The 26,594-nt window shown below is 73.6% G+C and carries 25 protein-coding genes; 10 read left to right on the forward strand and 15 right to left on the reverse strand.

The features are described from left to right. Positions 1-303: 303 nt before the first annotated feature. Genes ACIGAN_RS33335 through ACIGAN_RS33350 form a run of 4 tightly spaced genes read right to left on the reverse strand, consistent with a single transcriptional unit; the run spans position 304 to position 5,145 of the window. Entirely contained in the window at positions 304-1,497 is a 1,194-nt protein-coding gene (locus ACIGAN_RS33335; protein WP_399863119.1) for a hypothetical protein, read from the reverse strand. Positions 1,498-1,544: 47 nt separating this feature from the next. Continuing rightward, on the reverse strand, positions 1,545-2,483 hold the full coding sequence (locus ACIGAN_RS33340; RefSeq protein ID WP_311680053.1) for an N-acetylneuraminate synthase family protein: 939 nt from the start codon (positions 2,481-2,483) through the stop codon (positions 1,545-1,547). 14 nt (positions 2,484-2,497) lie between these two features. Beyond that, on the reverse strand, positions 2,498-3,763 hold the full coding sequence (locus ACIGAN_RS33345) for a cytidylyltransferase domain-containing protein (RefSeq protein WP_399863122.1): 1,266 nt from the start codon (positions 3,761-3,763) through the stop codon (positions 2,498-2,500). A gap of 35 nt (positions 3,764-3,798) precedes the next feature. Beyond that, positions 3,799-5,145: a DUF6716 putative glycosyltransferase gene (locus tag ACIGAN_RS33350; RefSeq protein ID WP_399863124.1), complete on the reverse strand. Its 1,347-nt coding sequence runs from the start codon at positions 5,143-5,145 to the stop codon at positions 3,799-3,801. A 198-nt stretch (positions 5,146-5,343) separates the two neighbouring features. Between ACIGAN_RS33350 and ACIGAN_RS33355 the strand changes: the two genes are divergently transcribed. The 4 genes from ACIGAN_RS33355 to ACIGAN_RS33370 all read left to right on the forward strand — a co-directional run bounded on the left by ACIGAN_RS33355 (position 5,344) and on the right by ACIGAN_RS33370 (position 10,002). Further along, positions 5,344-6,330 carry a glycosyltransferase family 2 protein gene (locus tag ACIGAN_RS33355; protein WP_365087355.1) on the forward strand — a complete coding sequence of 329 codons (987 nt, stop codon included), beginning with the start codon at positions 5,344-5,346 and terminating at the stop codon, positions 6,328-6,330. Beyond that, on the forward strand, positions 6,330-7,664 hold the full coding sequence (locus ACIGAN_RS33360; protein WP_399863127.1) for an alpha-2,8-polysialyltransferase family protein: 1,335 nt from the start codon (positions 6,330-6,332) through the stop codon (positions 7,662-7,664). The genes ACIGAN_RS33355 and ACIGAN_RS33360 overlap by 1 nt, the downstream gene beginning before the upstream one ends. Before the next feature lie 178 nt (positions 7,665-7,842). Then, a complete protein-coding gene (locus tag ACIGAN_RS33365; RefSeq protein WP_399863130.1) occupies positions 7,843-9,000 on the forward strand; it encodes an acyltransferase family protein in 1,158 nt (385 codons plus the stop codon). Positions 9,001-9,063: 63 nt separating this feature from the next. After that, the gene (locus ACIGAN_RS33370) at positions 9,064-10,002 is read left to right on the forward strand and encodes a class I SAM-dependent methyltransferase (protein ID WP_399863132.1); all 939 of its coding nucleotides are present in this window, start codon (positions 9,064-9,066) and stop codon (positions 10,000-10,002) included. A 7-nt stretch (positions 10,003-10,009) separates the two neighbouring features. On the opposite strand, the gene ACIGAN_RS33375 is transcribed toward ACIGAN_RS33370, so the two are convergent. Beyond that, positions 10,010-10,660, reverse strand: coding sequence for a TetR/AcrR family transcriptional regulator C-terminal domain-containing protein (locus tag ACIGAN_RS33375; RefSeq protein WP_399863134.1), 651 nt, complete (start codon positions 10,658-10,660; stop codon positions 10,010-10,012). Between the two features lie 74 nt (positions 10,661-10,734). Here ACIGAN_RS33375 and ACIGAN_RS33380 point away from each other — a divergent pair, with 74 nt between their 5' ends. Continuing rightward, positions 10,735-12,147: an FAD-dependent oxidoreductase gene (locus ACIGAN_RS33380; RefSeq protein ID WP_399863136.1), complete on the forward strand. Its 1,413-nt coding sequence runs from the start codon at positions 10,735-10,737 to the stop codon at positions 12,145-12,147. Positions 12,148-12,157: 10 nt separating this feature from the next. Here ACIGAN_RS33380 and leuE read toward each other — a convergent pair whose 3' ends face one another. Both leuE and ACIGAN_RS33390 read right to left on the reverse strand, forming a co-directional pair. After that, positions 12,158-12,805: a leucine efflux protein LeuE gene (leuE, locus tag ACIGAN_RS33385; RefSeq protein WP_365087368.1), complete on the reverse strand. Its 648-nt coding sequence runs from the start codon at positions 12,803-12,805 to the stop codon at positions 12,158-12,160. A 63-nt stretch (positions 12,806-12,868) separates the two neighbouring features. After that, on the reverse strand, positions 12,869-14,449 hold the full coding sequence (locus tag ACIGAN_RS33390) for a methylmalonyl-CoA mutase (RefSeq protein WP_399863138.1): 1,581 nt from the start codon (positions 14,447-14,449) through the stop codon (positions 12,869-12,871). A 137-nt stretch (positions 14,450-14,586) separates the two neighbouring features. On the opposite strand from ACIGAN_RS33390, the gene ACIGAN_RS33395 reads away from it, so the two are divergent. Next, entirely contained in the window at positions 14,587-15,429 is an 843-nt protein-coding gene (locus ACIGAN_RS33395) for a L,D-transpeptidase family protein (RefSeq protein ID WP_399863140.1), read from the forward strand. Positions 15,430-15,605: 176 nt separating this feature from the next. On the opposite strand, the gene ACIGAN_RS33400 is transcribed toward ACIGAN_RS33395, so the two are convergent. The 4 genes from ACIGAN_RS33400 to ACIGAN_RS33415 all read right to left on the reverse strand — a co-directional run bounded on the left by ACIGAN_RS33400 (position 15,606) and on the right by ACIGAN_RS33415 (position 19,693). After that, positions 15,606-16,787, reverse strand: a complete 1,182-nt coding sequence (locus tag ACIGAN_RS33400; RefSeq protein WP_399863142.1) for a hypothetical protein — start codon at positions 16,785-16,787, stop codon at positions 15,606-15,608. Beyond that, a complete protein-coding gene (locus ACIGAN_RS33405) occupies positions 16,787-17,461 on the reverse strand; it encodes an RNA polymerase sigma factor (protein ID WP_311680079.1) in 675 nt (224 codons plus the stop codon). The genes ACIGAN_RS33400 and ACIGAN_RS33405 overlap by 1 nt, the downstream gene beginning before the upstream one ends. A gap of 401 nt (positions 17,462-17,862) precedes the next feature. Further along, the gene (locus ACIGAN_RS33410; RefSeq protein ID WP_399863144.1) at positions 17,863-18,912 is read right to left on the reverse strand and encodes a hypothetical protein; all 1,050 of its coding nucleotides are present in this window, start codon (positions 18,910-18,912) and stop codon (positions 17,863-17,865) included. 163 nt (positions 18,913-19,075) lie between these two features. Beyond that, complete coding sequence (locus ACIGAN_RS33415; RefSeq protein ID WP_365087378.1) at positions 19,076-19,693, reverse strand: RNA polymerase sigma factor; 618 nt, start codon at positions 19,691-19,693, stop codon at positions 19,076-19,078. A gap of 347 nt (positions 19,694-20,040) precedes the next feature. On the opposite strand from ACIGAN_RS33415, the gene ACIGAN_RS33420 reads away from it, so the two are divergent. Next, positions 20,041-21,309 carry a peptidoglycan recognition protein family protein gene (locus ACIGAN_RS33420; RefSeq protein WP_399863146.1) on the forward strand — a complete coding sequence of 423 codons (1,269 nt, stop codon included), beginning with the start codon at positions 20,041-20,043 and terminating at the stop codon, positions 21,307-21,309. Positions 21,310-21,330: 21 nt separating this feature from the next. On the opposite strand, the gene ACIGAN_RS33425 is transcribed toward ACIGAN_RS33420, so the two are convergent. The 4 genes from ACIGAN_RS33425 to ACIGAN_RS33440 form a co-directional block, all read right to left on the reverse strand. Beyond that, complete coding sequence (locus ACIGAN_RS33425) at positions 21,331-21,726, reverse strand: hypothetical protein (RefSeq protein WP_365087382.1); 396 nt, start codon at positions 21,724-21,726, stop codon at positions 21,331-21,333. A gap of 131 nt (positions 21,727-21,857) precedes the next feature. Then, positions 21,858-22,412: a hypothetical protein gene (locus tag ACIGAN_RS33430; RefSeq protein WP_399863148.1), complete on the reverse strand. Its 555-nt coding sequence runs from the start codon at positions 22,410-22,412 to the stop codon at positions 21,858-21,860. Positions 22,413-22,520: 108 nt separating this feature from the next. Then, positions 22,521-23,027: a hypothetical protein gene (locus ACIGAN_RS33435; RefSeq protein ID WP_365735460.1), complete on the reverse strand. Its 507-nt coding sequence runs from the start codon at positions 23,025-23,027 to the stop codon at positions 22,521-22,523. Positions 23,028-23,123: 96 nt separating this feature from the next. After that, entirely contained in the window at positions 23,124-24,722 is a 1,599-nt protein-coding gene (locus tag ACIGAN_RS33440) for a beta-N-acetylhexosaminidase (RefSeq protein ID WP_399863202.1), read from the reverse strand. A 291-nt stretch (positions 24,723-25,013) separates the two neighbouring features. Here ACIGAN_RS33440 and ACIGAN_RS33445 point away from each other — a divergent pair, with 291 nt between their 5' ends. The 3 genes from ACIGAN_RS33445 (at position 25,014) to ACIGAN_RS33455 (ending at position 26,576) form a co-directional block, all read left to right on the forward strand. Continuing rightward, positions 25,014-25,487: a 2-oxo-4-hydroxy-4-carboxy-5-ureidoimidazoline decarboxylase gene (locus ACIGAN_RS33445; RefSeq protein ID WP_365735462.1), complete on the forward strand. Its 474-nt coding sequence runs from the start codon at positions 25,014-25,016 to the stop codon at positions 25,485-25,487. 220 nt (positions 25,488-25,707) lie between these two features. Beyond that, complete coding sequence (gene sdhC, locus ACIGAN_RS33450; protein ID WP_037670267.1) at positions 25,708-26,088, forward strand: succinate dehydrogenase, cytochrome b556 subunit; 381 nt, start codon at positions 25,708-25,710, stop codon at positions 26,086-26,088. A 5-nt stretch (positions 26,089-26,093) separates the two neighbouring features. Further along, positions 26,094-26,576: a succinate dehydrogenase hydrophobic membrane anchor subunit gene (locus ACIGAN_RS33455; protein ID WP_365087390.1), complete on the forward strand. Its 483-nt coding sequence runs from the start codon at positions 26,094-26,096 to the stop codon at positions 26,574-26,576. Positions 26,577-26,594: the final 18 nt, after the last annotated feature.

Below are 26,594 nucleotides of genomic sequence, written 5' to 3' on the forward strand. Positions count from 1 at the left end.
GTCCGCGGCGGTGCGGCGGCCCGCAGCCCGCGGCCCGCGAGCAGGTCGGACCCACCTGCGACTGCGGCGGCCGTGGCCGGACGGCGGAACCGCCTCGGCGGCGGCCGCAGCCGGGCGGCGGAACGGGCCAGCGGCAGCCCTGGCCGGGCGGCGGGACCGGGGTGGTGGTGGCGGTCGCACTTCGTGGACGGCGTCACCGGCGGGATCACGGGTGCCGAGAGGTGGCCGGCCGGCGGGATCAGGGGTGCCGGAGGGGGCCGGCCGGCGGGCCCGCGCCGCCGGGCGGGGCAGGCCGTCGCCGTTTTACCCCGCGGCCACCGCGCCCGCCGCACCCGTCGCGCCCGCCGTGCCCGTCGTGAGGTGCGGTACGGCCGTGAAGGGCGCCGGGGCCGGCGGGGCGGCCGGAGGGGGCGGGGCGGTGGAGGGCTCGGGGCCTGCCGGGGCCGCCGTCGTCAGGCCGTGGGTCTCGCGGGCCGAGCCCGTGACGCCGGAGAGGAAGCCCTGGGCGCGGGGGGAGGCGTGGTCGGTCAGCCAGGCCGGGTCGATGTCGCAGACGGCGACGCGGACCTCCGTGCCGGACAGGGCCAGCGGGAGGGTGTGGACCACCGTGGAGGGGAAGCTGAGGATGGTGCGGCCGATGGGGCCGCGGCGGGCGATCAGTTCCAGCGGAAGCTCGGGGCGGACGATCTCCAGGCCCGTCTCGACCGCCAGCCGGTGCAGCTTGTCGGTGCTCTCACGGCGGTGGGCGAAGTAGCGCGTGGCGCCGTGGGCCTTGGCCAGGGCGCGGACGGCCTGAAGGTAGCGGCCGTCGTCCACCACGCCCGTCTCCACCAGGGACGTGCCCACCATGTCCGCGCCCTTGGTCAGGCGCGGCGGGCCGAAGCGGGCCCGGGTCCAGGCGAAGGCGTTGGCCCGGACCGTCACGCCCGCCGGGGTCTCGTCCATCGGCATGGAGGAGAAGATCTCGACCTGCCGGCCGTCCCCCGGGGTCAGGCGGCGGCGCGCCGAGGCGGACACCGGCGCGAAGAGGACGTCCCGCGGGCCGGGGCGGCCGCCCTTGCGGTGCCAGCGCACCAGGCGTTCGCCCCGGGCCAGCTGCCCGACGAACTCCATCGTGGCCGTGCCGTCGTCGACGACGGCCAGGTCACGGGCGCGGGTGATCGTCAGCAGCAGCTGGACGTAGCGGGAGAAGGGGTCCCCCAGCACGACGCGGCGCGCCCTGCGGAGCAGGCCGGCCAGGCCGCCGATGGTCTGGAAGGGCGCCAGCGGACCGCCGCGCGCCTCCTCCCAGCGGACCTCGTGCCCCTCGTCGCGGGCCAGGTCGGACATCCGCCGCAGCTGGCCGCGCGTCATCGGGTCGACGGGGGACAGCACCACGAGGGTGAGCCCCGCGCCGGGGGCGTGCGCGTGCGCCCACTCCAGCACGTTCAGCAGCTGTACCGGGCTCTCGACGAAGGCGAGAGTGTGGGGGCCGGCGTTCCCGGCGCGGGGGCTCATCGACGTACGACCGTCCCGTCGTAAGGGGGGTGGTGGGGGTGGTGCGCTCAGACGCCGACCGGCTCGCCCGCGGCGTCGGCGATCTCCGCCTCGGCGACCACGCCGGCGACGCGGCGCAGCTTCTTCATCGGGCCCAGCTCGGACTCGTAGACCTTCTTGACGCCGTCGCCGAGGGAGGCCTCGATGGTGCGGATGTCGCGCACCAGGCGGGTCAGGCCCTGCGGCTCGACGGAGGCGGCCTGGTCCGAGCCCCACATGGCGCGGTCGAGGGTGATGTGGCGCTCGACGAAGGTGGCGCCGAGGGCGACCGCGGCGAGGGTGGTCTGCAGGCCGGTCTCGTGGCCGGAGTAGCCGATCGGGACGTTCGGGTACTCCTGCTGCAGGGTGTTGATCACGCGCAGGTTGAGCTCCTCGGCCTTGGCCGGGTAGGTCGACGTGGCGTGGCACATCAGGATGTTGTCCGAGCCGAGGACCTCCACCGCGTGGCGGATCTGCTTCGGCGTCGACATGCCGGTGGAGAGGATCACCGCGCGGCCGGTGGCGCGCAGGGCGCGCAGCAGCTCGTCGTCGGTGAGGGAGGCGGAGGCCACCTTGTGGGCGGGCACGTCGAACTTCTCCAGGAAGGCGACGGCCTCGGTGTCCCACGGGGAGGCGAACCAGTCGATGTTCTTGGACTTGCAGTAGTCGTCGATGGCGCGGTACTCGTCCTCACCGAACTCCACGCGGTGGCGGTAGTCGATGTAGGTCATCCGGCCCCAGGGGGTGTCGCGCTCGATGTCCCACTGGTCGCGCGGCGTGCAGATCTCGGGGGTGCGCTTCTGGAACTTGACGGCGTCGCAGCCGGCCTCGGCGGCGGCGTCGATCAGCTTGAAGGCGTTCTCCAGCTCGCCGTTGTGGTTGATGCCGATCTCACCGCAGACGTAGACCGGACGGCCCGGGCCGACCTCGCGCGAACCGAACTGGCGGATACGGGAGTTGGTGCTCATGGCAGGAGATGTCCTTACTTGGTGAGGGAATCGAGAGAGGGGCCGAGGATCCAGCTGGCGATCTCTCGGATCGCGCCGTCGCCACCGGGGACGGTGGTGACCGCGCGTGCGGCGCCGCGCACGACGTCGTGGGCGCTCGCGACCGCCACGGGCCAGCCGACGAGGGCGAAGCACGGGAGGTCATTGACGTCGTTGCCGACGTAGAGCACGCGCTCCGGCGCGATGCCCTGCTCCTCGCACCACTGCTTCAGCGCGAGGTCCTTGCGGTCGATGCCGTGCAGCACCGGGAGCTTGAGCTTCCGGGCTCGGGCGGCGACCACAGGGTTCTGTTCCGTGGACAGGATCAGCATCTTCAGGCCGCTCCTGCGCAGGGCGGCGATGCCGAGTCCGTCCCCGCGGTGCACGGAGACGAACTCCCGTCCGTCGGAGTCGACGAGCACCCGGTCGTCGGTCTGGGTGCCGTCGAAGTCGAGGACGACCGCGTCGATGTCGTCGGCGGTCGGGAGGGCGCCGGGGCGGTCCGCGTCGAACAGCGGCGCGAGGGCCCGGGCGCGGGCGAGGTCGTGCGGGTCGTCGATCTCCAGCACGCGTGCCGGGTCGGTGCGGACCAGTTCGGTGCGGCCGAAGAAGCGGTGCCGGTGCTCGCGGAAGCCGGTGGCCTCCATGGCGTAGGCGGCGCCGGTCTCCAGCAGGTCCTGGGGGCGGTCCTGGCGGCGGGGCCGGAAGGACTTGTCGTGGTTGACGCCGTAGCCGCCGCCGGTCGCGGCGTCGGACTCCGCGACGGAACCGGCCGTGACCTCGTCGTCGGCGTCGCGCCAGAGGAAGCCGTGGAAGGGCGCGACGGTGACGGCGGTGTCGGCGCCGTTCTCGACGATCGCGCCGGCGACCCCGTCGATGTCCTCGCGGAGGATGAACGGGCTGGTGCACTGCACGAGCAGCACGACGTCCACCGGCGCCCCGTGCAGGGCCTCGTGGGCGTCCATGGCGTGCAGGACGGCGGCCTCGGAGGTGGCGGTGTCGCCGGCGATGGCGGCGGGCCGCAGCACGACCTCGGCGCCGGCCTCGCGGGCGGCGGCGGCGATGGCCTGGTCGTCGGTGGAGACCACGACGTCGGTCACGAGCCGCGCGGCGCGGCACTCGCGGACCGCCCGCGCCACCAGCGGCACGCCGCCGACGGGCAGGAGGTTCTTCGCGGGCACGCCCTTGGAGCCGCCGCGGGCGGGGATCACCGCCAGCACGCGGCGCACGGAGGCGCCTGGGCCGGCTTCCGGTCGGGACATCGGGTCTACTCCTCGGGCAGGGGTCTCTTGGCGGCTCACAGCTCGCCCATCCGCCGGATGACGGGCGCCACGCGTTGCACGCCGTGCCGGTAGGCGCCGCGCGCCGCCCGGCGCACGATCTGCCGGACCGGTCCGGGCTCCTTGTCGGCGGCGGGCGCGCCGGGCAGGGGCGTGCCGTCGGGGCCGAGGTGGTGGCGGGCGAGGAGCCCGGGCAGATAGCCGGGCGCGGTGGCGGGGGTGTAGTACGGGGTCAGCGGGGGCAGGCCGCCGGGCCGGTCGAGCAGCTCGGCGATGCGTTCGCGGGCCGCGTCGAAGGCGGCCTCGTAGGAGCCGTCGGCTGCGACGCCCTGCCGGGCGACCCACTCCTCGTCGGGGACCGGCCGGTGTCCGGCGTCGAGCTGGTCCCAGGAGGCGAGGCAGCCGGAGCCGATGAAGTGGTGGTTGCCGAGCGACTCGCGGATGCCGAGGTCGGTCAGCACGACCGTGGGGATGCGGCGGTGCAGCGACTCCAGGGCGGCCGTGGAGCTGACCGTCACCAGCAGGTCGGTGCGGTCCAGGACCTCGCCCATGTTGCCGTACACCAGGCGGAAGTTGGCCGGGGGGTCGAGGCGCTGCATCAGCTTCTGGTAGGGCAGTTCCTCGATGTGGGTGGTGTGTTCGCCCGGCTTGGAGCGCAGCTTCAGCAGCACCTCGCGCTCGGGGTGCCGGCGGGCGTGCTCGACCAGCCGGTCGAGCAGGTAGGTGCGGTCCTTGCGGCTCTCGGGGACCGAGGGCTGGGCGGCGAAGACGACCGTGTAGGGGGTGTTCTCGCCTTCGTACGGCGCACCGCCGAGGAACGGCAGGGCCACCTCCGTCACCGCGGAGGCGTCGGCGCCGACCCCTTCGTAGACGGCCCGGAAACGCTCGGCGTCCTGCCGGGAGTTGGCGAGGACGAGGTCCGCGCCGTGGCGCAGCAGCAGGCCGTCGGCGAGCTTCTCGTAGACGACGCCGACGTAGCCGGTGACGACGACGGGCCGTGAAGTGCGGCCGTGCCAGGCGTGCTTGAGGCCGTGCAGCATCGCCTGCACCCCGCCGCCCACCAGGGACAGCACGAGGACGTCGTAGGACTCCTCCGCCATGACGCGCAGGAACTCGACCGCGGTAACCTCCCGCAGGGAGTCGGCGCGCACGCCCACTTCCCTGAGCTGGCGCGGGGTGGGCGTGGCCCGGCCGCGCAGCAGGAATCCGTCGAGGACGGGGCCGACTTGCGCGTCCTGAGGCGCTGCGGTTTCCATGGACGGCCCGGGGGCGATGCGGTGCGCGGTCAGCGCACCCCATTTCCATCGGGTGTCGGAGTCCGCGAGGACCGCGATGCGCGGGCGCTTCGGTGTACTTGCTGGCACGTCGATGACGCTAGGAAGCGAATCCTAGGTATGGCGGAACCGCGACTCAACGAGAAGTTAACAACACCCCTCCGGAAGCCGAACTGGCCCGCCGGAAAGCGGGAAGTACACGGGGTGCACCGTTCTGACACATGGAGTTCACCCGGTGTACGTTCACCGGAAAGTTCCGCTGCCGGGCGGGCTCCTAACGTTTTGCGGGTGCCTAAGCTTTCCGTGATCGTGCCGTTCTACAACGTGCAGCAATATGCCCCGGACACCCTCAGAAGCCTTCGGCTGAACGCCGACCGCGATTTCGAGTTCATCCTGGTCGACGACCATTCGAAGGATGAAACCCCGGCCATTCTCGAACGGGCGGCCGAGGAGCTTTCGGATGTCGCGCAGGTGCGTTACATCCGACACGAGAAGAACGGCGGCCTCGCCACCGCCCGCAACACCGGCCTGGACGCGGCGCAGGGCGAGTACCTGACGTTCCTGGACGGTGACGACTGGCTGGCCCCCGGTTATCTCACCGAACTGGTGTCCGCCATGGACCGGTTGGGATGCGACTTCGTGCGCACCGACCATGTGCAGGCCACCGCCCGCGCCCGCTCGGTGCACCGGGTCCCGGTCGGCCGCCGCTGGGAGGCGTTCGACCCGCGCGAGGCGATCCTCCCGGCCCACCGCTCCACGTCGGTGGACTACGCCTACGCCTGGGCCGGCGCCTACCACCGCCGCCTCGTCGACAAGGGCGTGCTCCACTTCACCGACGGGCTGCGCACGGCCGAGGACCGGCCGTGGATCTGGAAGCTGCACCGGGAGGCGGAGTCGTTCGCCGTGGTGAGCCTGCTGGGCGTGTTCTACCGGCGCGGGGTCGCCTCGTCCCTGACCCAGATCGGCGACGTCCGCCAGCTCGACTTCATCCGCGCCTTCGACCAGGTGATCGAGGAGACCGCCGCGGACCGCGAGGCCGACCGGCTGCTGCCCAAGGCGGTGCGGACCTACTGCGCGATCATCGCCCACCACCTCTCCAACGAAGACAGGTTCGAACCGGCCGTGGCGCGACAGCTGCGGTCGATGAGCGCGGCCGCCATCAAGCGGATGCCGCAGGACGCGCTCCGTGACGCACTGGAGGCCATGGACATGGACCGCGCGTCCAAGCTGCGGCGGCTGCGCCGCCGGGTGACCACGACGGGAGCGGCCGCCTGATGCCCGGGACCACTCAGATCTTCTGCGCCTCGACGCTGTACGGCGTGGCCACCCTGGCCGCCGCGATCGACTCGGACCTGTTCGAGGAGCCGGACCGCCGGGTGCTGCTGGTGTTCAACAACTCCGCGACCCCGGAGACCACCCCGGCGCTCGACGAGATGCCGGGCTTCGCCCCGCTGCGCGAGCACTTCGACGAGGTGCTCTCCTGGAACGAGGCCATCCGCCCCTTCCACCCCGGGGCCTGGACCCCACGCGCCGACGACATCCCGCTCTTCGAGCGCTACCTGCGGATGCTGTGGAACCTCGGCGACGACCACGTCAGCCTGGTCCTGGAGTCCATCCAGGTGGCCCCCGCCCTCACGGTGGCCCAGCTGTTCACCGACGCCCCGATCGACGTGTACGCCGACGGCCTGATGAGCTACGGCCCCACCCGCAACAAGCTCGACCCGCTGGTCGGCACCCGGGTGGGGCGGCTGCTCCACCTGGACCTGGTGCCGGGGCTGACGCCGATGCTGCTGACCGAGTTCGGCGTGCCGGCGCACCTGGTTTCGACGCCCGCGTTCCTGAAGGTGCTGGGCGAGGTCACCGAGACCGTGTCCGACCTGCCCGCCCTGCCCGGCGACTCGGCGCTGCTGCTCGGCCAGTACCTGTCGGCGCTGAACATCCTCTCCCCCGAGGAGGAGGAGGACCTGCACGTGCGGATGATGCGGGGCGCCGTCGCCCGCGGCCACCGCACGGTCGTCTTCAAGCCACACCCGACCGCCCCGGCCCGCTACAGCCGCGCCCTGGAGACCGAGGCGGAGAAGCTCGGCGTCGACCTCACCGTGCTGGACACCCCCGTCCTCGCCGAGGTCCTCTTCGACCGGGCCCGGCCCGCCCTGGTCGTCGGCTGCTTCTCCACCGCCCTGTTCACGGCGTCGGCCTTCTACGACCTGCCGGTCGCCCGCATCGGCACCGAGCTGCTGCTGGAGCGGCTGACGCCCTACCAGAACAGCAACCGCGTCCCCACCACCCTGGCGGACGCGCTGCTGCCCGGTCTGGAGAGCGGCGCGGAGGACGACGTCCTGCTGGCCGAGCGGCTGCCCGGCCTGCTCACCGCCGTCGGGTTCACCATGCAGCCGCAGATCTATCCGGAGCTGCGGGACCAGGCCGAGCAGTTCCTCGCCCGGCACCTCGGTCCGCGCACCCGGCGCTACTTCAAGAAGCGCCGCCTCACCGCGCTCGGACTGCCCGGCGGAATTCCGCAGCGGCTGGCGTTCCTGCCGCGCAATTCCACGGCGCGCCGGGTGGTCCGGCGGGCGCGGGCGCTGCGCAACAAGGCGGTGCGCCGCTGAGGAAGACGGGCCCCGCCGCCGTTCTCGGCGACATCCAGATGAACCCGTGGAAACCGGCGGGCGAAGCCTGTCTCCATCGAACATGATTCCGTCAACTCTCGTCCTAGGGTGACAGGCGCCCTGCCCGCCCCCAGGCGGCCCAGGTAGAGGACATACGAGCCACACAGAGGTTTCCAGCGTGACCGAGACGGTCGTCAGCACCCCCAAGCCCCGGCCCGGCCCCACCGTGCCGGTCCAACCATCGGGCGCCACGACCGTCCCACGGCGCCGGGAGAAGAGGCCCGCGGGCCGGCTGCGCGCCCTCGACGGCCTGCGGCTGGTGGCCGCGCTGATGGTCGCGGCGTACCACTACGGCGGGCGCGACGGCGAGGTCACCGAGGCCTGGGGCTCCTCGCCCAAGCTGCAGTTCCCGACGCTGCACGAGTTCCTCGCCTACGGCTGCCTCGGCGTGCAGGTGTTCTTCGTGATCAGCGGGTTCGTGATCTGCATGAGCGGCTGGGGCCGGCCGCTGAAGTCGTTCTTCGCCTCCCGCGCCTCCCGGCTGCTGCCCGCCTACTGGGCGGCGGTCCTGCTCGTCACGGCCGTCTTCGCGCTGCCGGTGGTCGCCTACCGGGCGGTCTCGCCGAGCGACGCGCTGGTGAACCTCACCATGCTGCAGCTGCCGCTGGGCGCGGACCGGGTGCTCGGGGTGTGCTGGACGCTGTGGGCGGAGGTCCGCTTCTACGCGCTGTTCGCGCTGTGCGTCGTGCTGCCCGGGGCCACCCGGCGCCGGGTGATCCTGTTCTGCGCGGGCTGGACGCTGGCCGCGGTGATCGCCGACAACGCGCACACGCCGCTGCTCGACATCGTCCTGATGCCCGAGTACGCCCCGTTCTTCATCGGCGGTGTCGGGCTCTACCTCGTCCACCTCGACCGGCGGGACGTCTACGGCTGGGGCATCGTCGCCGTGAGCTGGCTGCTCGGGCAGCACTACGCGGTGCAGGACCTGTGGCACGCGCCGGGGGCGGGCGGCTTCTCGTACCGCTCCTCGCTCGGCATCGTGCTCGTCGTCACCGTCGGCTTCGTGGCGGTCGCGGCGATCGCGCTGGGCTGGCTGCGCCGGGCGGACTGGCGCTGGCTGACGGTGGCGGGGGCGCTGACGTACCCGTTCTACCTGGTCCACGAGCATCTCGGCTGGGTGGTGATCCACGCCCTGCACCGCGGTCTGGGGCTGCCGTCGGCGGTGACTTTCTCCCTGACGGTGGCGTCAATGCTGCTGCTGGCGTGGTTGCTGAACAAGTATGTGGAGAAGCCGCTGACACCACGGCTGCGGGAGCTGCTGGCCAAGGCCCGCTGAGCTGTTCACGGGCCGTTCAACCCACCGTCGGTTCGGGCAACGCTCACAGAGAAGGCTCGTCTCATGACCAACGCACACGTGACCGACAAGCACCCCGGTGAACTGGCGGACGTCCCGGGCTGGTTCCCGGCGCTGGACCAGATGCTCTTCACCTGGTTCCTGGAGCGGCAGCGGGAGCAGGGGATCCGCGGCGACCTGCTGGAACTCGGCGTCTATCTGGGCAAGAGCGCGATCCTGCTCGGCCACCACCTGCAGCCGGGCGAGACGTTCACGGTCTGCGACCTGTTCGAGGGCGAGGCGCCCGACGGCGCCAACCAGGCGGAGGCGGCGAAGTCGTACGCCTCGCTGACCCGGCAGGCCTTCGAGCGGAACTACCTCTCCTTCCACGACAGCCTGCCGACGGTGATCGCGGCCCCCAGCTCGGTGGTGCCGCAGAGGGTCGCCCCGGGCACCTGCCGCTTCGTCCACATCGACGCCTCGCACCTGTACGAGCACGTGTACGGCGACATCGGCGCGGCCCACGACGTCCTGCGGCCGGAGGGCGTCGTGGTCCTCGACGACTTCCGCTCCGAGCACACGCCGGGCGTCTCGGTCGCCGCCTGGGAGGCGGTGCTCAACCGCGGTCTGCGGCCGATCTGCCTCAGCACGCAGAAGCTCTACGGCACCTGGGGCGATCCCGAGCCGCTCCAGGAGGACCTGCTGGAGATGCTGCGCGAGCGCACGGACGTCGGGCTGAGCGTGCAGGAGGCGGCCGGGCACCGGCTGATCCGGACCCGCTCCCGGGGCATGGAGCCGCCGCCCTTCCCGACCTCGCGGCACTACGTGGCGCCCGTCCCCGTGCAGACTCCCGCCCCCGGGGCCGCCGGGACCACCGGGGCCGTCGAGGCCCGTGCCGCGCGTCCGGCCCGGCCCGCCCCGTCCCGGGCCCGCCGGCTCGTCAGGGACCTGCTGCCGCCCGTGGTCACCCGGGCCGTACGGCGGGCCCGTGCGAAGCGGTCCTGACAGCGGGTCATGAGACGCCGTAGCGCGTCCCGATCCCGTCGATCAGCAGGGCCAGCCCTTCCTCGTAGTGCCGGTCGAAGTCCTCGAAGATCTCCGCGCCCGCCCGGGCCGACAGCGGGAAGTCGGCCATCAGGCGGGCGCGTTCGTCCATGTCGTAGCCCTCGCGGCGCTCACCCGGCAGGGGATGCACGCCCTGCTCCTCGGTGACGAAGCCCAGCGTGTACAGGTAGACCGTGGTGAAGGCGCGGGCCGCCTGCGGGAGCGTGAAGCCGGCCGCCGTGAGCAGGCGCAGGTTGTCCTCCATCTGCGCGGCGTGCTCGATGCCGGTGAAGCGCGAGCCGCTGAACACCTTCGCGCCGTCGCGGTAGCCGAGCAGCGCCGTGCGCAGCCCGCGGTTGGCCTTCAGCAGCCGCTCCCGCCAGGTGTCGGCCGGGTCGAGCGCGGTCCCCGCGATCATCCGGCGGTACATCTCGGTCGCCATCTCGTCGAGCAGCGCCTGCTTGTCCTTGAAGTGCCAGTAGAGGGCGGGCGCCTTCACGTCCAGCTCCCGGGCGATGGCGCGCAGGGTCAGGCCGTCCAGGCCCACCTCGTTCAGCAGCCGCAGCGCGGTGTCCGCGACCCGGCGGCGGTCCAGGGGCGCGCGTCGTTCCGTACTCACGCTTGACAACTTAACACCGTTAAGGCCACGCTCGTGCCCCAGCAGCACTTAACGGCGTTAAGGAGTGAGGGCACATGGATACGGTCCCGGACACGGACGTCCTGGTGGTGGGCGCGGGCCCGGCCGGGCTGGCGCTCGGCATCGACCTCGCCCGGCGGGGCGTGGCCGCACGGGTCGTGGAGCGGGCCGGGGCACTGTTCCCGGGCTCACGCGGCAAAGGGCTCCAGCCGCGCACCATGGAGGTCTTCGACGACCTGGGCGTCCTCGACGCCGTCCGCGCGGCGGGCGGCACCTACCCGGTCGGGATGGTCTGGCAGGACGGCAGGCGCAGGGGCGAGCACCGGATGTTCGACCCGGCCGAGCCGAGCGAGGACGCGCCGTACAACGAGCCGTGGATGGTGCCGCAGTGGCGCACGCAGGAGATCCTGCGGGCCCGGCTGGAGGAGCTGGGGGGTGAGGTCGCCTTCGGCCGGGAGGTCGTCGGCCTGACGCAGGACGCCGACGGGGTCCGCGCGGAGTTCGCCTCCGGCGGGGCCCTCACCGCCCGGTACCTCGTCGCCGCGGACGGCGGCCGCTCGACCGTGCGCCGGCTGCTGGGCATCGGCATGACCGGCGAGACCGTCGACCCGAAGCCGACGCTGGTGGCGGACGTCCGCGTCAGCGGCCTGGACCGGGAGCACTGGCACCTCTTCCCGCCGGGCCCGGACGGCTATCTCGCGCTCTGCCCGCTGGCCGGCACCGAGGACTTCCAGCTGACGGCCCAGTTCCCGGAGGGCACGGTCCCGGACCTCTCCCTGGAGGGCGTGCGCAAGGTCGTCGCCGCCCGCACGCACCTCGCGCCGGAGGCCGTCACGGAGCTGCGCTGGGCCTCGGACTTCCGCCCCCGGGCGGCGCTGGCCGACCGGTTCCGCTCCGGGCGGGTCTTCCTCACCGGCGACGCGGCCCACGTGCACTCCCCGGCCGGCGGCCAGGGCCTCAACACCAGCGTCCAGGACGCCTACAACCTCGGCTGGAAACTGGGCGCGGTCCTGCGCGACGGCGCGTCGGCGGACCTGCTGGACACCTACGAGGAGGAGCGGCGGCCCGTCGCTGCGCAGATGCTCGGGCTGTCCACGCGGGTGCACCGCGGCGAGACCCGGCGCGGCGACGCGACCCGCCAACTCGGGCTGGGCTACCGGGAGTCGACGCTCACCCGCGAGACCCGCGCCGCCCCGGGTCCGCTGCGCGCCGGGGACCGCGCACCCGACGGGACGGTGGCGGGCGTGCGGCTCTTCGACGCCTTCCGCGGCCCGCACTGGACCCTGCTCGCCCTGGGCGAGGCCGCACCGGCCGCCCCGGACCCGGGCCCCCGGATCCGGGTCGTACGGGGCCCCGCGCCCGGGCCCTACGGACCCGGGCTGTACCTCGTCCGCCCCGACGGCTACCTCGGCTGGGCGGGCGACACGGCGGCCGGACTCGCCGGCCACCTGGCCCGCTTCGGCCTGTGACGGCGGGGCGTCACGAACCCGCCAGCGACAGCTTCACGGCGAACCCCAGGAACAGCGCGCCCGCCGCCGAGGTCGCCCCCGCCGACAGACGCCTGCGGCGGCGGAAGGCCGCGGCCAGCCGGGTGCCGCCGAAGATCAGTGCGCTCAGGTACAGCACGCTGGCGAGCTGGGCGAGCACGCCGAGGACGACGAAGGACAGGGCCGGGTAGGCGTACGCCGGGTCCACGAACTGCACGAAGAAGGCGACGAAGAACAGGATCGCCTTCGGGTTCAACAGGCTGACGACGAAGGCACGCCGGAAGGGCCGCTCCTCCGCGGGCGCGGCGTCCTCGGCACGGGCGGTCCGCTCCCCGCGCGTCCGCCACATGCCCCAGGCGGCCCGCAGCATGCCGATCGCCAGCCAGGTCAGGTAGCCGGCCCCCGCGTACTTCACGATCCCGAACAGCACGGCGTTCGCCTGCAGCAGCGAGGCGACGCCGGCCGCGGACAGGGTCATCAGCACCGTGTCCCCGCACCAGACGCCCGCGGCGGCGGTGTACCCGGCGCGCACGCCACGGCGGGCGGCCACGGACAGCACGTACAGGGAGTTGGGACCGGGCAGCAGGATGATCAGGACGAGGCCCGCCAGGTAGGTGGGCAGATCGATGACACCGAACATGGAAGGGAGTGTCGCACGGAGCCCGGGATTCAAGACCCGGTGCTCCCCGGCTTCCCGCGCCGGTCAGAAGGAGTCCGTGGGGACGTACGCCCCCCAGACCTCCCGGAGCGCACCGCACACCTCGCCCACCGTCGCCCGGGCGCGCAGCGCCTCGCGCATCGGATACAGGACGTTGTCGTCGCCCTCGGCGGCCTTGCGCAGGGCGGTGAGGGCGGTGGTGACGGCCCGCCGGTCGCGTTCGGCGCGCAGGGCGGCCAGGCGCTCGGTCTGCCGGGCCTCGATGGCCGGGTCGACCCGCAGCGGCTCGTAGGGCTCCTCCTCGTCGAGCCGGAAGCGGTTGACACCGACCACGACCCGCTCGCCGGAGTCGGTCTCCTGGGCGATGCGGTAGGCGTTGCGCTCGATCTCGCCCTTCTGCAAACCGCGTTCGATGGCCTCGACCGCCCCGCCCAGCTCCTCGACCCGGCCCATCAGATCCAGCGCCGCCGCCTCCACGTCGTCCGTCAGCCGCTCCATGACGTAGGAGCCGGCGAAGGGGTCGACGGTGGCCGTCACATCCGTCTCGTGGGCCAGGACCTGCTGGGTGCGCAGGGCGAGCCGGGCGGATCGGTCGGTGGGCAGGGCGATGGCCTCGTCGAAGGAGTTGGTGTGCAGCGACTGGGTGCCGCCCAGCACCGCCACCAGCGCCTGCACGGAGACGCGCACCAGGTTCACCTCCGGCTGCTGGGCGGTGAGCTGGACCCCGGCGGTCTGGGTGTGGAAGCGCAGCATCAGCGACTTGGGGTTCCGCGCCCCGAACTCCTCGCGCATCACCCGGGCCCAGATCCGGCGCGCGGCACGGAACTTGGCGACCTCCTCCAGGAGCGTGGTGCGCGCGACGAAGAAGAACGACAGCCGCGGTGCGAAGTCGTCCACGTCCATCCCGGCCGCCACCGCCGTGCGTACGTACTCGATGCCGTTGGCCAGCGTGAAGGCGATCTCCTGCACGGGCGAGGCCCCGGCCTCGGCCATGTGGTAGCCCGAGATCGAGATCGTGTTCCACCGCGGCAGCTCGGCCCGGCAGTACCGGAAGATGTCCGCGGTCAGCCGCAGCGACGGCTTGGGCGGGAAGATGTACGTGCCGCGGGCGATGTACTCCTTCAGGACGTCGTTCTGGACGGTGCCGGTCAGCCGGCCGGGCCCGGCCCCCTGCTCCTCGGCGACCAGCTGGTACAGCAACAGCAGCACCGCCGCCGGGGCGTTGATCGTCATCGACGTCGAGACCCGCTCCAGCGGGATCCCGCCGAACAGCACCCGCATGTCGTCGACCGAGTCGACCGCCACGCCCACCTTGCCGACCTCGCCGTGCGCGAGCGGCGCGTCGGAGTCGTGGCCCATCTGCGTGGGCAGGTCGAAGGCGACCGACAGCCCGGTGGTGCCGTGCGCGATCAGCTGCCGGTAGCGCGCGTTGGACTCGCTCGCCGTGCCGAAGCCGGCGTACTGGCGCATCGTCCAGGGCCGGCCGGTGTACATCGTCGGGTACACGCCCCGCGTGTACGGGTACGCCCCCGGCTCCCCCAGCTTCTCGGCCGGGTCCCAGCCGTCCAGGGCCTCGGGCCCGTAGACCGGCTCGATCGGCAGTCCCGACTCCGACTCGCGCGCCATGGTGGATGCCTCCCGGAAGCAGTGACCTCGCTCACCACCATGCCCTCTGGTTCGCGACGGGTCACGCCCGGGGAACATCTCAGGTGACATCCGGGCGGACCGGTGAGACGACGGGGGGCCGTGTGCGTACCACGGGCATGGGGAGATCGACGGTGGCGGCGGTCGCCGTGCTGGCCGCGCTGACCGGCTGCACCGTGCAGACGCCCGACGGCGACGGCAAGGGCCGCTCGCCGGTGCGCATCGAACTGCCCGACGGCACACCGTCCCCCGCGCGCAGCCCCGCCGGCGAGGGTGCGGGCCGGCCGAGCACCGCCCCGCCCGCCGGGGACACGCCCGGGGCCGCCGCGCCCCGCGTGCTGTGGTCGCGCGGCGACACGGGCCGGGACGTCCGCGAACTCCAGGCGCGGCTGCGGCAGGTCGCCTGGCTGTTCGACGGCCCGACCGGGACGTACGACGGGGCCACCGAGCGGGCGGTCAGCGGCTTCCAGGGCAGGCGCGGCCTGCCGCGCACCGGGCGGACCGACACCGTCACCTGGGAGCGGCTGCGGCGGATGACCCGCGAGCCGGGCCGCTGGGAGCTGTACCTGATGGGCGGCCAGCCGGCCGATCCGCCGGACGCGCGCTGCCGCAGCGGCCGGGTGCTGTGCATCGACAAGACCAGCCGGACGCTGCGCTGGATGGTCGACGGGCGGACCCTGTCGACGATGGCCGTCCGCTTCGGCTCGGAGTACACCCCGACGCGGGAGGGCGTCTTCTCCGTCTACTGGAAGTCCCGCGACCACGTGTCGACGCTCTACGACTCCCCCATGCCCTACGCCATGTTCTTCAGCGGCGGCCAGGCGGTGCACTACTCGGCGGACTTCGCCGCCCGGGGTTACGCGGGCGCCTCGCACGGCTGCGTCAACGTCCGGGACGAGGCGGCGATCGCGAGCCTGTATGCGCAGGTGCGCAACGGCGACAAGGTCGTCGTGTCCTGGTGAGACGGTCGTGTCCGGGTGGGACCGGGGCGAGGAGTGTGGGGCGCGGGCGGGACCGGGGGAACGTGTCCCGCCCGCGCTCAGGTGCACGAGCCGTAGGTACGGGGGGAACCCCGGCTCCGTGCGACAGCCGATGACCAGTCGGCTCACTCATTACTGCGCCGGAGCGTCCGAAAACGTCACACCCTCGGCCAAGGAATTCTCACGGAGTACGAAACCGCAGGTCGCAGGGGTGCGAGGGAGTGTCCGGCACGGCTGTGGCCGGCACCGTCCGCGACGTCGGCCGCCTTCGCCCCGGCCTGCCGCCTGGCCTTCCGGTCGGCTTTCCGGTCTGCTTTCCGCTCGGCCTTCCGCTCCGCCTTGTCCGACCGGCGGTCCTTGCCCTGGCCCTGGCCGTTCCCCTGGCCCTGGCCTGTCCCCTGGCCCTGGCCGTTCCCCTGGCCGTTCCCTTGACCCTGGCCATTCCCCTGGCCCTGGCCATTGCCTTGTCCCTGACCTTGGCCCTGGCCCTGCCCTTGTCCCTGACCCTGACCCGTGCCCTTCCCGCCGGGCTCGCCGGAGCGGGGGTCGGCCATGAACAGGACGCCCTTGCAGTACTTCCACACGCGCGTGCCGCCCGCCGCGTCCCGCAGGGCGCGTCTGCGGTCGTCGTCCAGGCGCTTGCCGTCGCGCAGGTCACGGCAGGCCTGGGCGATCGCCTCCCGGCTGCCGGGGCGGTCCTCCCGGCCGTCGCCCTGCCCGGTCGTGTCCTCGGCGGCCCCGTCGTCTCCGGAGTCACCGGCGCCGCCGGTCGCGGCGCTGTTCGGGGCGTCGTCGCCGGGAGCCCCCTCGCCCTGCCCGGCGCCGGTCGGCGACGGTGAGCGCTCGGACGGAGTGGCGGCGGCCGAGACGGAGGCACCGGGGTCGGTCCCGTCGCCGCCGAAGGGTGCCCCGAGGACTCCGGTTCCGGCCACGACGGCGGCTCCGCCGACCGTGCCGACGGCGAGCGAGGCGGCCAGCGCGAGACCGGCCGGACGGACCCGGCGGGAGCGCCGGACGCCACCCGGGACGCCGCCGCGCGGGCCGCCGATCCGGACCAGCCCGGCGTCGGCGGTGCCGGCGGAGGCGCGTCCGCCGGTGGCGGCGGAGGCGGTCACGGCGTCGGCGCGTTCCTCGCGGGCCTTGCGGAACGCGGCCACCGCGGCGGCCTCACCGGGGAGTTCCTCGCTGGTCGGCGGGGGTGGCACGGACAGCGCGCCGAGTGTCCTGGCGAGCCGTTCGGCCTCGCCGCGGTGGGCGCCGTCGACAGCCTCCGGTGGCTCTCCGCTCAGCAAACGCTCCGCCGTTTCGCGGTCCAGCCACCCGTACTGCTCGTCGGCCATCACACATCCTTCTGCGTCCGCGCAACGCTGTGCGTCACACCTGCGGACGTCACCGCACCGCCACGCGGTTCTCGCTGGGGCGGCAGGGCGTCGAGCACCCCGGCCGATTCCGGATCGGCCTGAGGATTGTCGCCCAGCAGCTCGGCGAGCCGCTTCAGGCCCCGGTGCGCCGCCGTGCGGACCGCGCCCGGGCGCTTGCCGAGCGTCTCCGCGGCGGTCTTGGCGTCGAGCCCCACGACCACGCGCAGCACCACCGCTTCGGCCTGGTCCTGCGGCAACCGGGAGATCAGGGAGAACGTGCCGTCGGTGGCGAGCGCCTCGATGGCCTCGCCGGCGGTGTCACACTCGGCGGCGCGGCCGGTCAGCTCCGTCTCGTCGCCGCCGATGGCGGGGCGCCGCCCGCGCATGCGTATGTGGTCCAGCGCGCGGTTGCGGGCTATCCGGGCGGCCCAGCCGCGGAACCGGTCCGCGTCGCCGGTGAACCGCTCCAGGTCACGGGCTATCTGCAGCCACGCCTCGGACGTCACGTCCTCGGCGTCGGGATCGCCGACGAGCGTCCGTACGTATCCCAGCAACCGCGGGTGCACGGCGCGGTACACAGTACGGAACGCGGTCTCATCCCCGTCCTGTGCCGCACGCACCGCGGCGGTCAGCTCCGCGTCGTCCCCCAGCACCGCGTGCCCTTCTGCGCCTGAGCCGGCGCCGCTCACGCGGCCCGGGTTCTCGCCGTCGTCGTTCCTCGTTGATCATTGCGGTTCACAAGCCCGCAGGTCGTTGCGGTGGTCTTGCTGCCTCCGGTGTGGCGCGAAAGGCACGTTACGACCTGAAACCACTCCCCGTCCATGTCCCCCCGAGATGCAACTAAGCCGTGACACGGAGGGGTGTGACACAAAACGCACTCCGGGCGCTGTAGGTAGTACGGGCCGCCGCGCGGCCCGTACCGCGCGACGGCCGGGGCCTCTCCTGTGGGGGGTGGCGGCCCCGGCCGTTGCCATGGCGGGGGCGGACCGGCGCCCCGGGCGTGCTTGGCGGGGCCCCGGGTACCGTACACCGCAGGTCGCGCCGCCGAACTCCCTTACGGGCGGCGGGAATCGGGCTGGGCGGGCTTGCCCTTGCCTCCGGAGGAACCGCTGCCGGCGGCGTCCTCTCCACTGTTGCGGGCGGCGGATTCCGATCCGCCGCGTCCCGTGCCCGACCCGCTCTGCCCGGCACCCGCGTCGCCGTTCCCGGCGCCCGTGCCACGGCCGTCGCCGCTCGATCCGTTGCCCGCGTTCCCGGAGCCGCCGGTGCTGCCCGCGTTCCCGGAGCCGGCGCCGGCCGCGTTCTCGGAGCCGGCGCCGGCGTTGCCCGCGTTCCCGGAGCCGGCGGAGCCCGGGGTTCCCTTGCCCCGGTCGGGTGTGGCGGTGCCGGCGGGCTCGTCCCGGGCGCCGGCCAGTTGCCCGGCGCAGTACGCGGGGACGTTCCTCTCGCCGCCCGCCGCCTCGACGAGGCGCTGCCAGGCCGTCGCGCCCAGGGCCCTGCCGCGGCCGCCGACCCGCTCGTAGGCGCGGCAGTGCGCCTCGGTGTCCCGGGCGGTGCCGGGGCGGTCCGGGCGGGCGGAGCCGGATCCGGCCGGGCCGCCGGTGGCCGCGCCGGCCGAGGGGCCGGGGGCGCGGGTGACGGCCGGCGGGCGGCCCCGCTCGCCGGGATCGTCCGTGGACGCCACCGAGCCGATCGCCGCCACGGCGGCACCGCCCAGCGTGAGACTGGCGAGCAGCACGGACAGCGTGGCCTTGAGCGAACGCCCCGGAAGCCGGCGCTCCCGGGCCCGCCAGTCGTCCCGGCGGCGGGCGGCGGACCGGTGCGCGCCCGCCTCCCGGGCGGCCCGGAACGCGGCGACGGCCCGCTGCTCGGCCTCGGCGTCGATGCCCTCACGGATAAGAGCGGCGGCGATCAGCGCCTCCAGCTCGGCCTCCCGCAGAGCCGGGGAGGAGCCGGGGCGGCCCGGGCCGCCGGGCCCGGCCGTCCGGGCCGGACCGGCGGGCCGTTCGCCGCCGTCCGGCACGGCCCGGCGGGTGTGCGCGGAGTCCGCGGGGTGCACCTGCCGACGGCCGGGGAGCCCGCCGTCGCTTCGATGTTCACCCATGTCCGGTTCCGTCCCTGCTCGATCCACGCGTACCGCACGGCCCGCCGTGTGCCCACGACCCGGCCGGCCCGGCCCGGTGCCCCGGGCTCCATCCATACGTCCGGCCCGTCCGCCCTGTTCAGGGCGGCGGCCCCGGCGGCCGCCCCCGGGCCGCCGACGCCGTTCATGTCGACTCCCCCAGCGTCCGGGGCGCCTCATCCGTCACACCTTCGGCGCCCAACTGGGCGGCGAGACGTTTCAGCCCGCGGTACGCGGCGGTGCGCACCGCCCCCGGCCGCTTGCCGAGGACGCGGGCGGCGGCGGGGCCGTCGAGGCCCACCACGACCCGCAGCAGCACGGCCTCGGCCTGGTCCTGCGGCAGACCGCCGACCAGCCGCAGCGCGTGCGCGGTGGACAGCGACTCCAGCGCCTGGTCGTGGGTGCTGTGCGGCCCGGGCAGGTCGAGGACGTCCTGTTCCAGCGCGGAGGGCCGGGGCCGTACGCGCTGGCGGCGCAGGTGGTCCAGCGCCCGGTGCCGGGCGATGGTCGCCGTCCAGCCCCGGAAGCCGGCCCCGTCGCCCTTGAACCGCCCGAGGTCCCGGGCGATCTCCAGCCAGGCGTCGGAGGCCACGTCCTCCGCGTCCTCCCCGACCAGGCCGCGCAGGTAGCCGAGCAGGCCCGGCTGCACGATCCGGTAGGCGACCGCGAAGGCCGCCTCGTCACCGTCCTGGGCCCGCGCGACGGCCGCGCCCAGTTCCCCGTCGTGCGCCTGCCCCCGCCGGGGTTCCCCTCCCTGGCCCAAGAACCGTCCTCGTCCGTACCGAGCGCGGCGCGTCCGTGCCACGTCCTCCACGCTGATCAGCGCCGGACCGCCGAGAAGTGTCACAGCGGACCGGGCGCACCACGGCGGCTCCGGTGCCCGCGACCCGACCGCCCCGGGCAGGCCCACGGACCTCCGGTCCGGGCGGAACCTGACGCCGTGACACCCCGGACGCCCGCTCGCGGACGGGGAGACCGTGCGCCGCGCGGGGCCCCTCGGTCGTCCTCCGTTCGCCGGATTTCTCCCGGCGGGCGACCGGACGGCCCGGCGGGCGGGAAGGACGATCAGGACATCCCGCCCGCCCGCAAGTGGACCGGAGACGAGCCCTCATGACACGCCTTCTGCTGCGCACCGCCGTCGCCACGGCCCTGGCCCTCGGCGCCCTCGGCCCGGCCCGCCCCGCCCTCGCCGCCTCCTCCGACGGCGTGCACACGCTGCGGGTGCCGGACGGCGATCCGCACGACAGGGCCCTCGCCCCGCGCACCACCGAGCCGTTCAGCCTGCTCGGCATCACCTGGGACGACCCGCACGAGACCCTGGAGGGCACCGCCCACGTGCGCACCCGCTCGCGGGAGAGCGGGGCGTGGAGCGCGTGGCGCCCCCTGGAGACCGACGTGCGGATGCCCGAGACGGGGCCGGACCGCGCCCGGGCCGGAGTGCGCGGCGCCACCCAGCCGCTGTGGGCGGGACCGTCGGACGGCGTCCAGGTGCGCGTCTCGGGCGAGCGGCTGCCCGAGGGGCTGCGCGTCGAGCTGGTCGACCCCGACGGCGGACCGGACCACGCCGTGCACGTCGTGGAGCCGGGCCCGGTGGAGCCGGACGTGACGGAACCGGGCGTGACGGAACCGGGCGTGACGGAACCGGGCGTGGCGGGGCCGGGCGTCGTCCCACCGGCCGCCGGGCCGCTCGCCCCGGACCGTCCCGCCGTCACCGCGCGTTCCGCCTGGGGCGCCGACGAGTCCCTGGTGAAGGACCCACCCACCTACACGGGCGACACCAAGGCGGTGTTCGTCCACCACACCGCCGGCACCAACGACTACGCCTGCTCCGAGTCGGCGTCCATCGTGCGCGGCGTGTTCCTGTACCACGTCAAGAGCAACGGCTGGAACGACATCGGCTACCACTTCCTGGTCGACAAGTGCGGCACCGTCTTCGAGGGCCGCGCGGGCGGCATCGACAAACCCGTGCTCGGCGCGCACGCCTACGGCTTCAACACCGACACCAGCAGCGTCTCGGTGCTCGGCGACTACTCCGCGACGACCGCGAACGCCGCCGTGAGGGAGTCGGTCGCCAAGGTCGCGGCGTGGAAACTCGGCCTGTACGGCATCGACCCGACCGGCACGGTGGTGCTGACCGCCGGGGCGAACAACGGCAAGTACAAGCTGGGCGAGAAGGTCACGATGCACCGCATCTCCGGCCACCGCGACGGCTACCCGACCGAGTGCCCCGGGCAGCACCTCTACGCCGACCTGCCCCAGATCCGCACCCTCGCCGGGAACGCCGCCAAGCCCGCCGAGCCCACCCCGCCGGCACCGGACCCGTCCACACCGGACCCGTTCACGCCGGACCCGTTCACGCCGGACCCGGCCGGGCGCTGAGGCTACGGCCGGGCGCTGAGGTTACGGCCGGGGCGTGCCGCTCGCCGCGTCCCGGCACAGCAGCCGCAGCGAGCCGTGCCCGGCATACGCGCGGCGGGCCTCGTCGATCGGGTCCCACAGGCGTCCGTCGGGCGTGCGGACCCAGTGGTCGCCGCCGCTCGCCCACCACTCGGCGCCGGCCTGACGCGCCATCACCTCGCCCGCGTAGGCGCCGAAGCCGCGCAGCACCGTCTCCACGGCGGCCAAGGGCGCTCCCTCGCGCCGAATCTCCTCGATCATCCGGTCGACGCTCCACAGGCTCTGCGCCGAGTAGTCGAGGCGCAGCCGTGCTCCCTCGCGCATCGTCGCCACTGTGTCCGCCGCCCACCGCAGGGGCTTCGTCGCCGCCGACGGCCTGGTCTCCGTTTGAGTCGTCACATCCCCAAGAGCGCTCGGGAGAAGCGTTTCGTCACCCGGATTCCAGCGGCTGCCCGGAAGCGGCGCAGGACCGCCCCACCGCACCCCGAGGACGGTCACAGGACTCTCGCAGGATCGGGGTTTCGGGCGTTTCAGCCCTGGTGCCGGCTGCGGCGCGACACCACCGCGCGCAGCACCCGCCGCCCTTCCGTCGACACCTCCAGCGCCCGGCGCAGCCCGGCCTGACCGTGTCCGGCGAGGACCTCCAGGACCACGACCTGCCGGCGCAGTTCGGCGGCGACGAGGGGCGACATGCCCTCCGTACGGCCCTCGCGGCGGGCGGAGACGGAGGTGGTGCCGTCCTCGCAGGGGTCGAGCAGCCGGTGGATCTGCAGGGCGGCGACGGAGCAGGCGTCGGCCCACACGCGCACCGCGGCGGCGGACCGCTCGGCGGGAGCGGCCCGCAGCATGCGGCCGGCGAGCACGACCGCCTCGTCCTCGTCGCCGACGGCGTCCAGCTTCGCCCGGGCCTGCTCCAGCCGCTCGCCCCACTCGCCGGCGCCGGCGCCGTCGGTCAGGCTCGCCCACAGCGGCCGCAGGGTCTCGTCGTCGCCGCCCAGCAGGGGCACGCACCGATCCAGACAAGCCAGCCCGCTCGCGGCCAGCCCGCGTTCGTCGGCCTGTGCGATCAACTCCACCAGGCTCATCCACGCCTCCCTCCGCGGGCCTTCTCCGGGGCCCTGCCAGGCCACTTCCGGCCTTCACCCCTCACGGAACCCGCACTTCCCCTTACTGCGTGCGACGGCCCCGGAGTGTCACAGGGGCACCACGCCCAGCCGGTCGAGGAAGCGGAACAGGAGATTTTCGGCCAGGGGATCGGGGTCTGACACGAGTACGTCCAGGAGGGTCTCGGCGTTCACCTCGTGCCCGGCCTCGGCGGCCCAGCGCACCGCGCGCTCGGCGGCGTCGCGGGGTTCCAGGAAGTAGTCCTCCAGGGTCAGGCCCTCCCGGCCGGCCCCCAGGTACCCGGCCATGGCCGCCCGGGCGAGGCAGGTCGTCCACGCCCCGCTCTCCGGCGCGGCGGCCTCCAGCACCACGCACTCGCTGTTCATGACGTACCCGAACAGCGCGGGCGCGCCGGTCTCGTCCGCGAGGGCGTTCATGTTCCCCACGTCACCCTCGGCGCCCGGGTGTTCCCAGACCTGCCATCCGTCCGGCGCCGAGGTGTGGCGTGTCAGCCCCTCCGCCGCACCCGCCAGCGCGGTCAGTCCGGCCAGCGGCCGCTCCCCCCGGCCGACGACGAAGTATCCCCAGTAGCCCATGTTCCGGTTCCCCCCGGCATATTCGATTCGGCTCGCCTCAGAAGACCACCACAGCCGTACGGGCGTTCGCAGCCGTATGGGCCAATTCGAGCGGACTCAGCCGAGCCTGTCCGCGAGCGCCCGGAACTCGGCCCAGGACAGTTCGGGCCTGTCCGGGTCCCACAGTTTCTGCACGGTCGCCCGCAGCGGCATCCGGATGCCGGCCGCGACCTGGTCCTGCGTCTGGGAGTTCGCCAGATCGCACCAGACCGCGAAGGAGCCGCCGAGGATCTGCCCGTCGTAGCGGGCCGGGACGGCCGCGGTGCCGCGCAGCACGCGGGGTGTCCACTGCTCGTAGATCCGCTGCCCGGTCGGGTAGACGAAGGTCTGCGGCTCGCCGAGGACGTAGTACAGGAACTCGTCGTTGTAGTTGAGCACCTTGCGGCCGGCCTCCAGGTACTCCAGCGGCGGCCGGGCACCGATCTCCTTGCCGGTCCAGTAGGCGACCTGGATGTCCTTGTCGGCCTGGACCGACCCGCCGCGGAAGAAGCCGTCGTTCCAGGCGCGCGGGACGCGCTGGTGCTTGCGGACGGTGGCGGCCCGGTCGTTCAGCCAGCCGGTGGTGAGGTCGGCGACCGTCGCGCCGGAGCCGTACTTCGCCCGCGCCGCGGCGGCCAGCTGCGGGAAGGACGCCTCCGGGTCGGAGCGCACCAGCGCCTGGTACTCGTCGGCCCCCAGGTGCCAGAGCCCGCCGGGGAAGAGCTCCGCGTACTCGTTCAGCAGCCCGTCGACGATCTCGGCGCTCTCGGGCTTGGAGATGTCGATGGCGCCCTGCACCGCCGAACCCTGCGCGGTGCGCAGCTGCAGGCCGGGGTGGGCGCGCAGGACCGCGCCCAGGTGCCCGGGCGAGTCGATCTCGGGCACGACGGTGATGTGCCGGCTCTCCGCGAGGTCGACGATCTTCCGCACCTGCGCCTTGGTCAGATGCGGCTGGGACACGATCTCCGGCTGGGTGTCGGACTCGATCCGGAATCCCTGGTCGTCGGAGAAGTGCAGCCCCAGCTCGTTGAACTTCAGGTCGCCCAGCTCACGGATCCGGTCCTCGATCCAGCCGGCCGTGAAGTTCTTGCGCGCGATGTCCAGCATGAACCCGCGCCGCTCCTTGGCCGGCTCGTCGCGCACCACGCCCTCGGGCGCGGTGCCGCCGTCGTGGGTCTCCTGCTTGAGCGTGCGGGTGCCGTAGAAGACACCGGCCTGGGCGGGCCCGCTGATCTCGACGCGCCCGTCGCGCACGGTCATCACGTACGACTCCGGGTTCGCGCCCTTCTTCGCCGCCAGCGTCAGCCGCAGGTCCCCGTCCCGGTCGTCGTCCTTCTCGCCGGCGTAGGACAGGCCCAGCTCGCCGGCGATCAGCCGCCCCTCGTCGGCGAGCGCCGGGTCGTTCACGACCACGCGGTCGCCGTCCTCGGGCTTCCAGCCGGGGCCGCGGGCGGGGGTGTGGTCGCGCACGGCCGGGATGGTGCGGGGCGCGGTGGACAGGGGGTACGAGCGGCTGGGACTCGGGCTGGGGCTCTTACCCGGCCCGGTCGTGGTGGGGGCCGCGGCGGCCGCGCCCCGGGACGATCTCGCCTCCGGCCCGGTGGACCCGCCGCCGCCCGAGGCCGCCCACAGCCCCAGACTCACCCCGGCCGCGACCACGACCAGGGCTACCGCCATGGCCACGACCAGCACCTGCCGCTGTTTCACCTGCTTCGCCGAAGCCCGGCGCCTGTGCTGACTCACACCGCCAACCTAAGACCCGGCGCGCCGCGGCGCGCGTCCACCACGCGTTCCGAAACTCTCTCCCCCGGGTGAAATTCGGGCATCCGTCGGACACGCCGCGGTCGCACTCGATAGCGTGACGTCACAACTCCCACAACAATGCCCTGCCGACACACGTGACGCCCACGAGGACCCACGCTGCCCGCGCACCGTCTCCCAGATCTCCCCGGCCGGCCGGCCATACCGGTGGAGCACTTCAACGCAGCCTCGGCGGAGGACCTCGAACGGACCCTCCTCGCGTGTCTGCGCAGCCCCCGCTGGGCACGCCGCGTGGCGGAGCACCGCCCCTACCCGGACCTGGACTCCCTGCTGGCCGCCGCCGACGAGGCGGCCTACGACCTGACCTGGTCCGACCTCACCGAGGCCCTGGCCGCCGAGCCGCTGCCCACACTGCCGCCGGACACGTACTCCGCGGCCCACACGGCCCTGGACGCGGCCCACGCCGCCTACGAGGCCCGCTTCGGACACGTGTTCGTCATCTGCCTGGACGGTCTGTCCCCCTCCCAGGTGCTCGACCGCATCCTGGAGGCGATCCGGTCACGATTGACCAACGATCCGGAGGAGGAGCGGGTCGTGACGGCCGAGGAACTCCGGCGCCTGGCGAGGGGACGCCTGCTGGAGGCCCTCAGGGGCGCGGGAAACTGCGCGCTCAGCCGCTGACGGCCCGCACCCGGCACCACGCGGACGCCGCACCGGCGCCGGGCCGCACTAGCCCACCCGTACCCCTTTGCGTGCCAGTTTGATCACACCCAGGGACCCCCGCTCAGCCCAGCGGCGGCGTCTCGCTACGATGCTGGGGGCCGGTGGACCGTACCCGGCCGGGCCCGACCGACAAGGAAAGCCGGCGCGGCCCCAATCACCGCTCCCGGAGGAAACTTCCGTGCCGGCTGGAACGCTGTACCGCGGCCGGGAAGGAATGTGGTCCTGGGTGGCTCACCGAGTCACCGGCGTCCTCATTTTCTTCTTCCTGTTCGTCCACGTGCTGGACACCGCCCTCGTGCGGGTGTCCCCCGAGGCCTACGACAAGGTCGTGGCCACGTACAAGACGCCGATCGTCGCGCTGCTGGAGTACGGCCTCGTCGCCGCCATCCTCTTCCACGCGCTCAACGGCCTGCGTGTCATCGCCGTCGACTTCTGGATCAAGGGCGCCCGCTACCAGAAGCAGATGCTCTGGACGGTCGTCGCCCTGTGGGTCGTGCTGATGCTCGGGGCGATCTACCCCGTCCTCGGCCACGCCGCTCGTGAACTGTTCGGGAGCTGACGCCAATGTCCACGACCGATAAGACCGCCGCAGGCGTCGGCCCCGTCGAGGGCGGCGCCGTCTACACCGTCGACAACCCGGCGCCCTTCATCGAGGCCCCGCGCAAGCGGACCAGGAAGTCCCCGAAGAGCACCCGGGGCAACTTCGAACTGGCCGCCTGGCTCTTCATGCGCCTGTCCGGCGTCGTGCTGGTCGTCCTGGTCCTCGGCCACCTGCTGATCCAGCTCGTCCTGGACGGCGGCGTCTCCAAGATCGGCTTCGCCTTCGTGGCGGGCCGCTGGGCGTCCCCGTTCTGGCAGGTCTGGGACCTGCTGATGCTGTGGCTGGCGATGCTGCACGGCGCCAACGGCCTGCGCACGGTCATCAACGACTACGCGGAGCGCGCGAACACCCGGCTGTGGCTCAAGGGCCTGCTCTACACGGCCACGGTGTTCACCATCCTGCTGGGCACGCTGGTGATCTTCACCTTCGACCCGAACATCCGCTAGGCACGGGGCTGCGAGAAT

It is taken from the genome of Streptomyces sp. NPDC085931 (assembly GCF_044540565.1).
Taxonomy (GTDB): domain Bacteria; phylum Actinomycetota; class Actinomycetes; order Streptomycetales; family Streptomycetaceae; genus Streptomyces.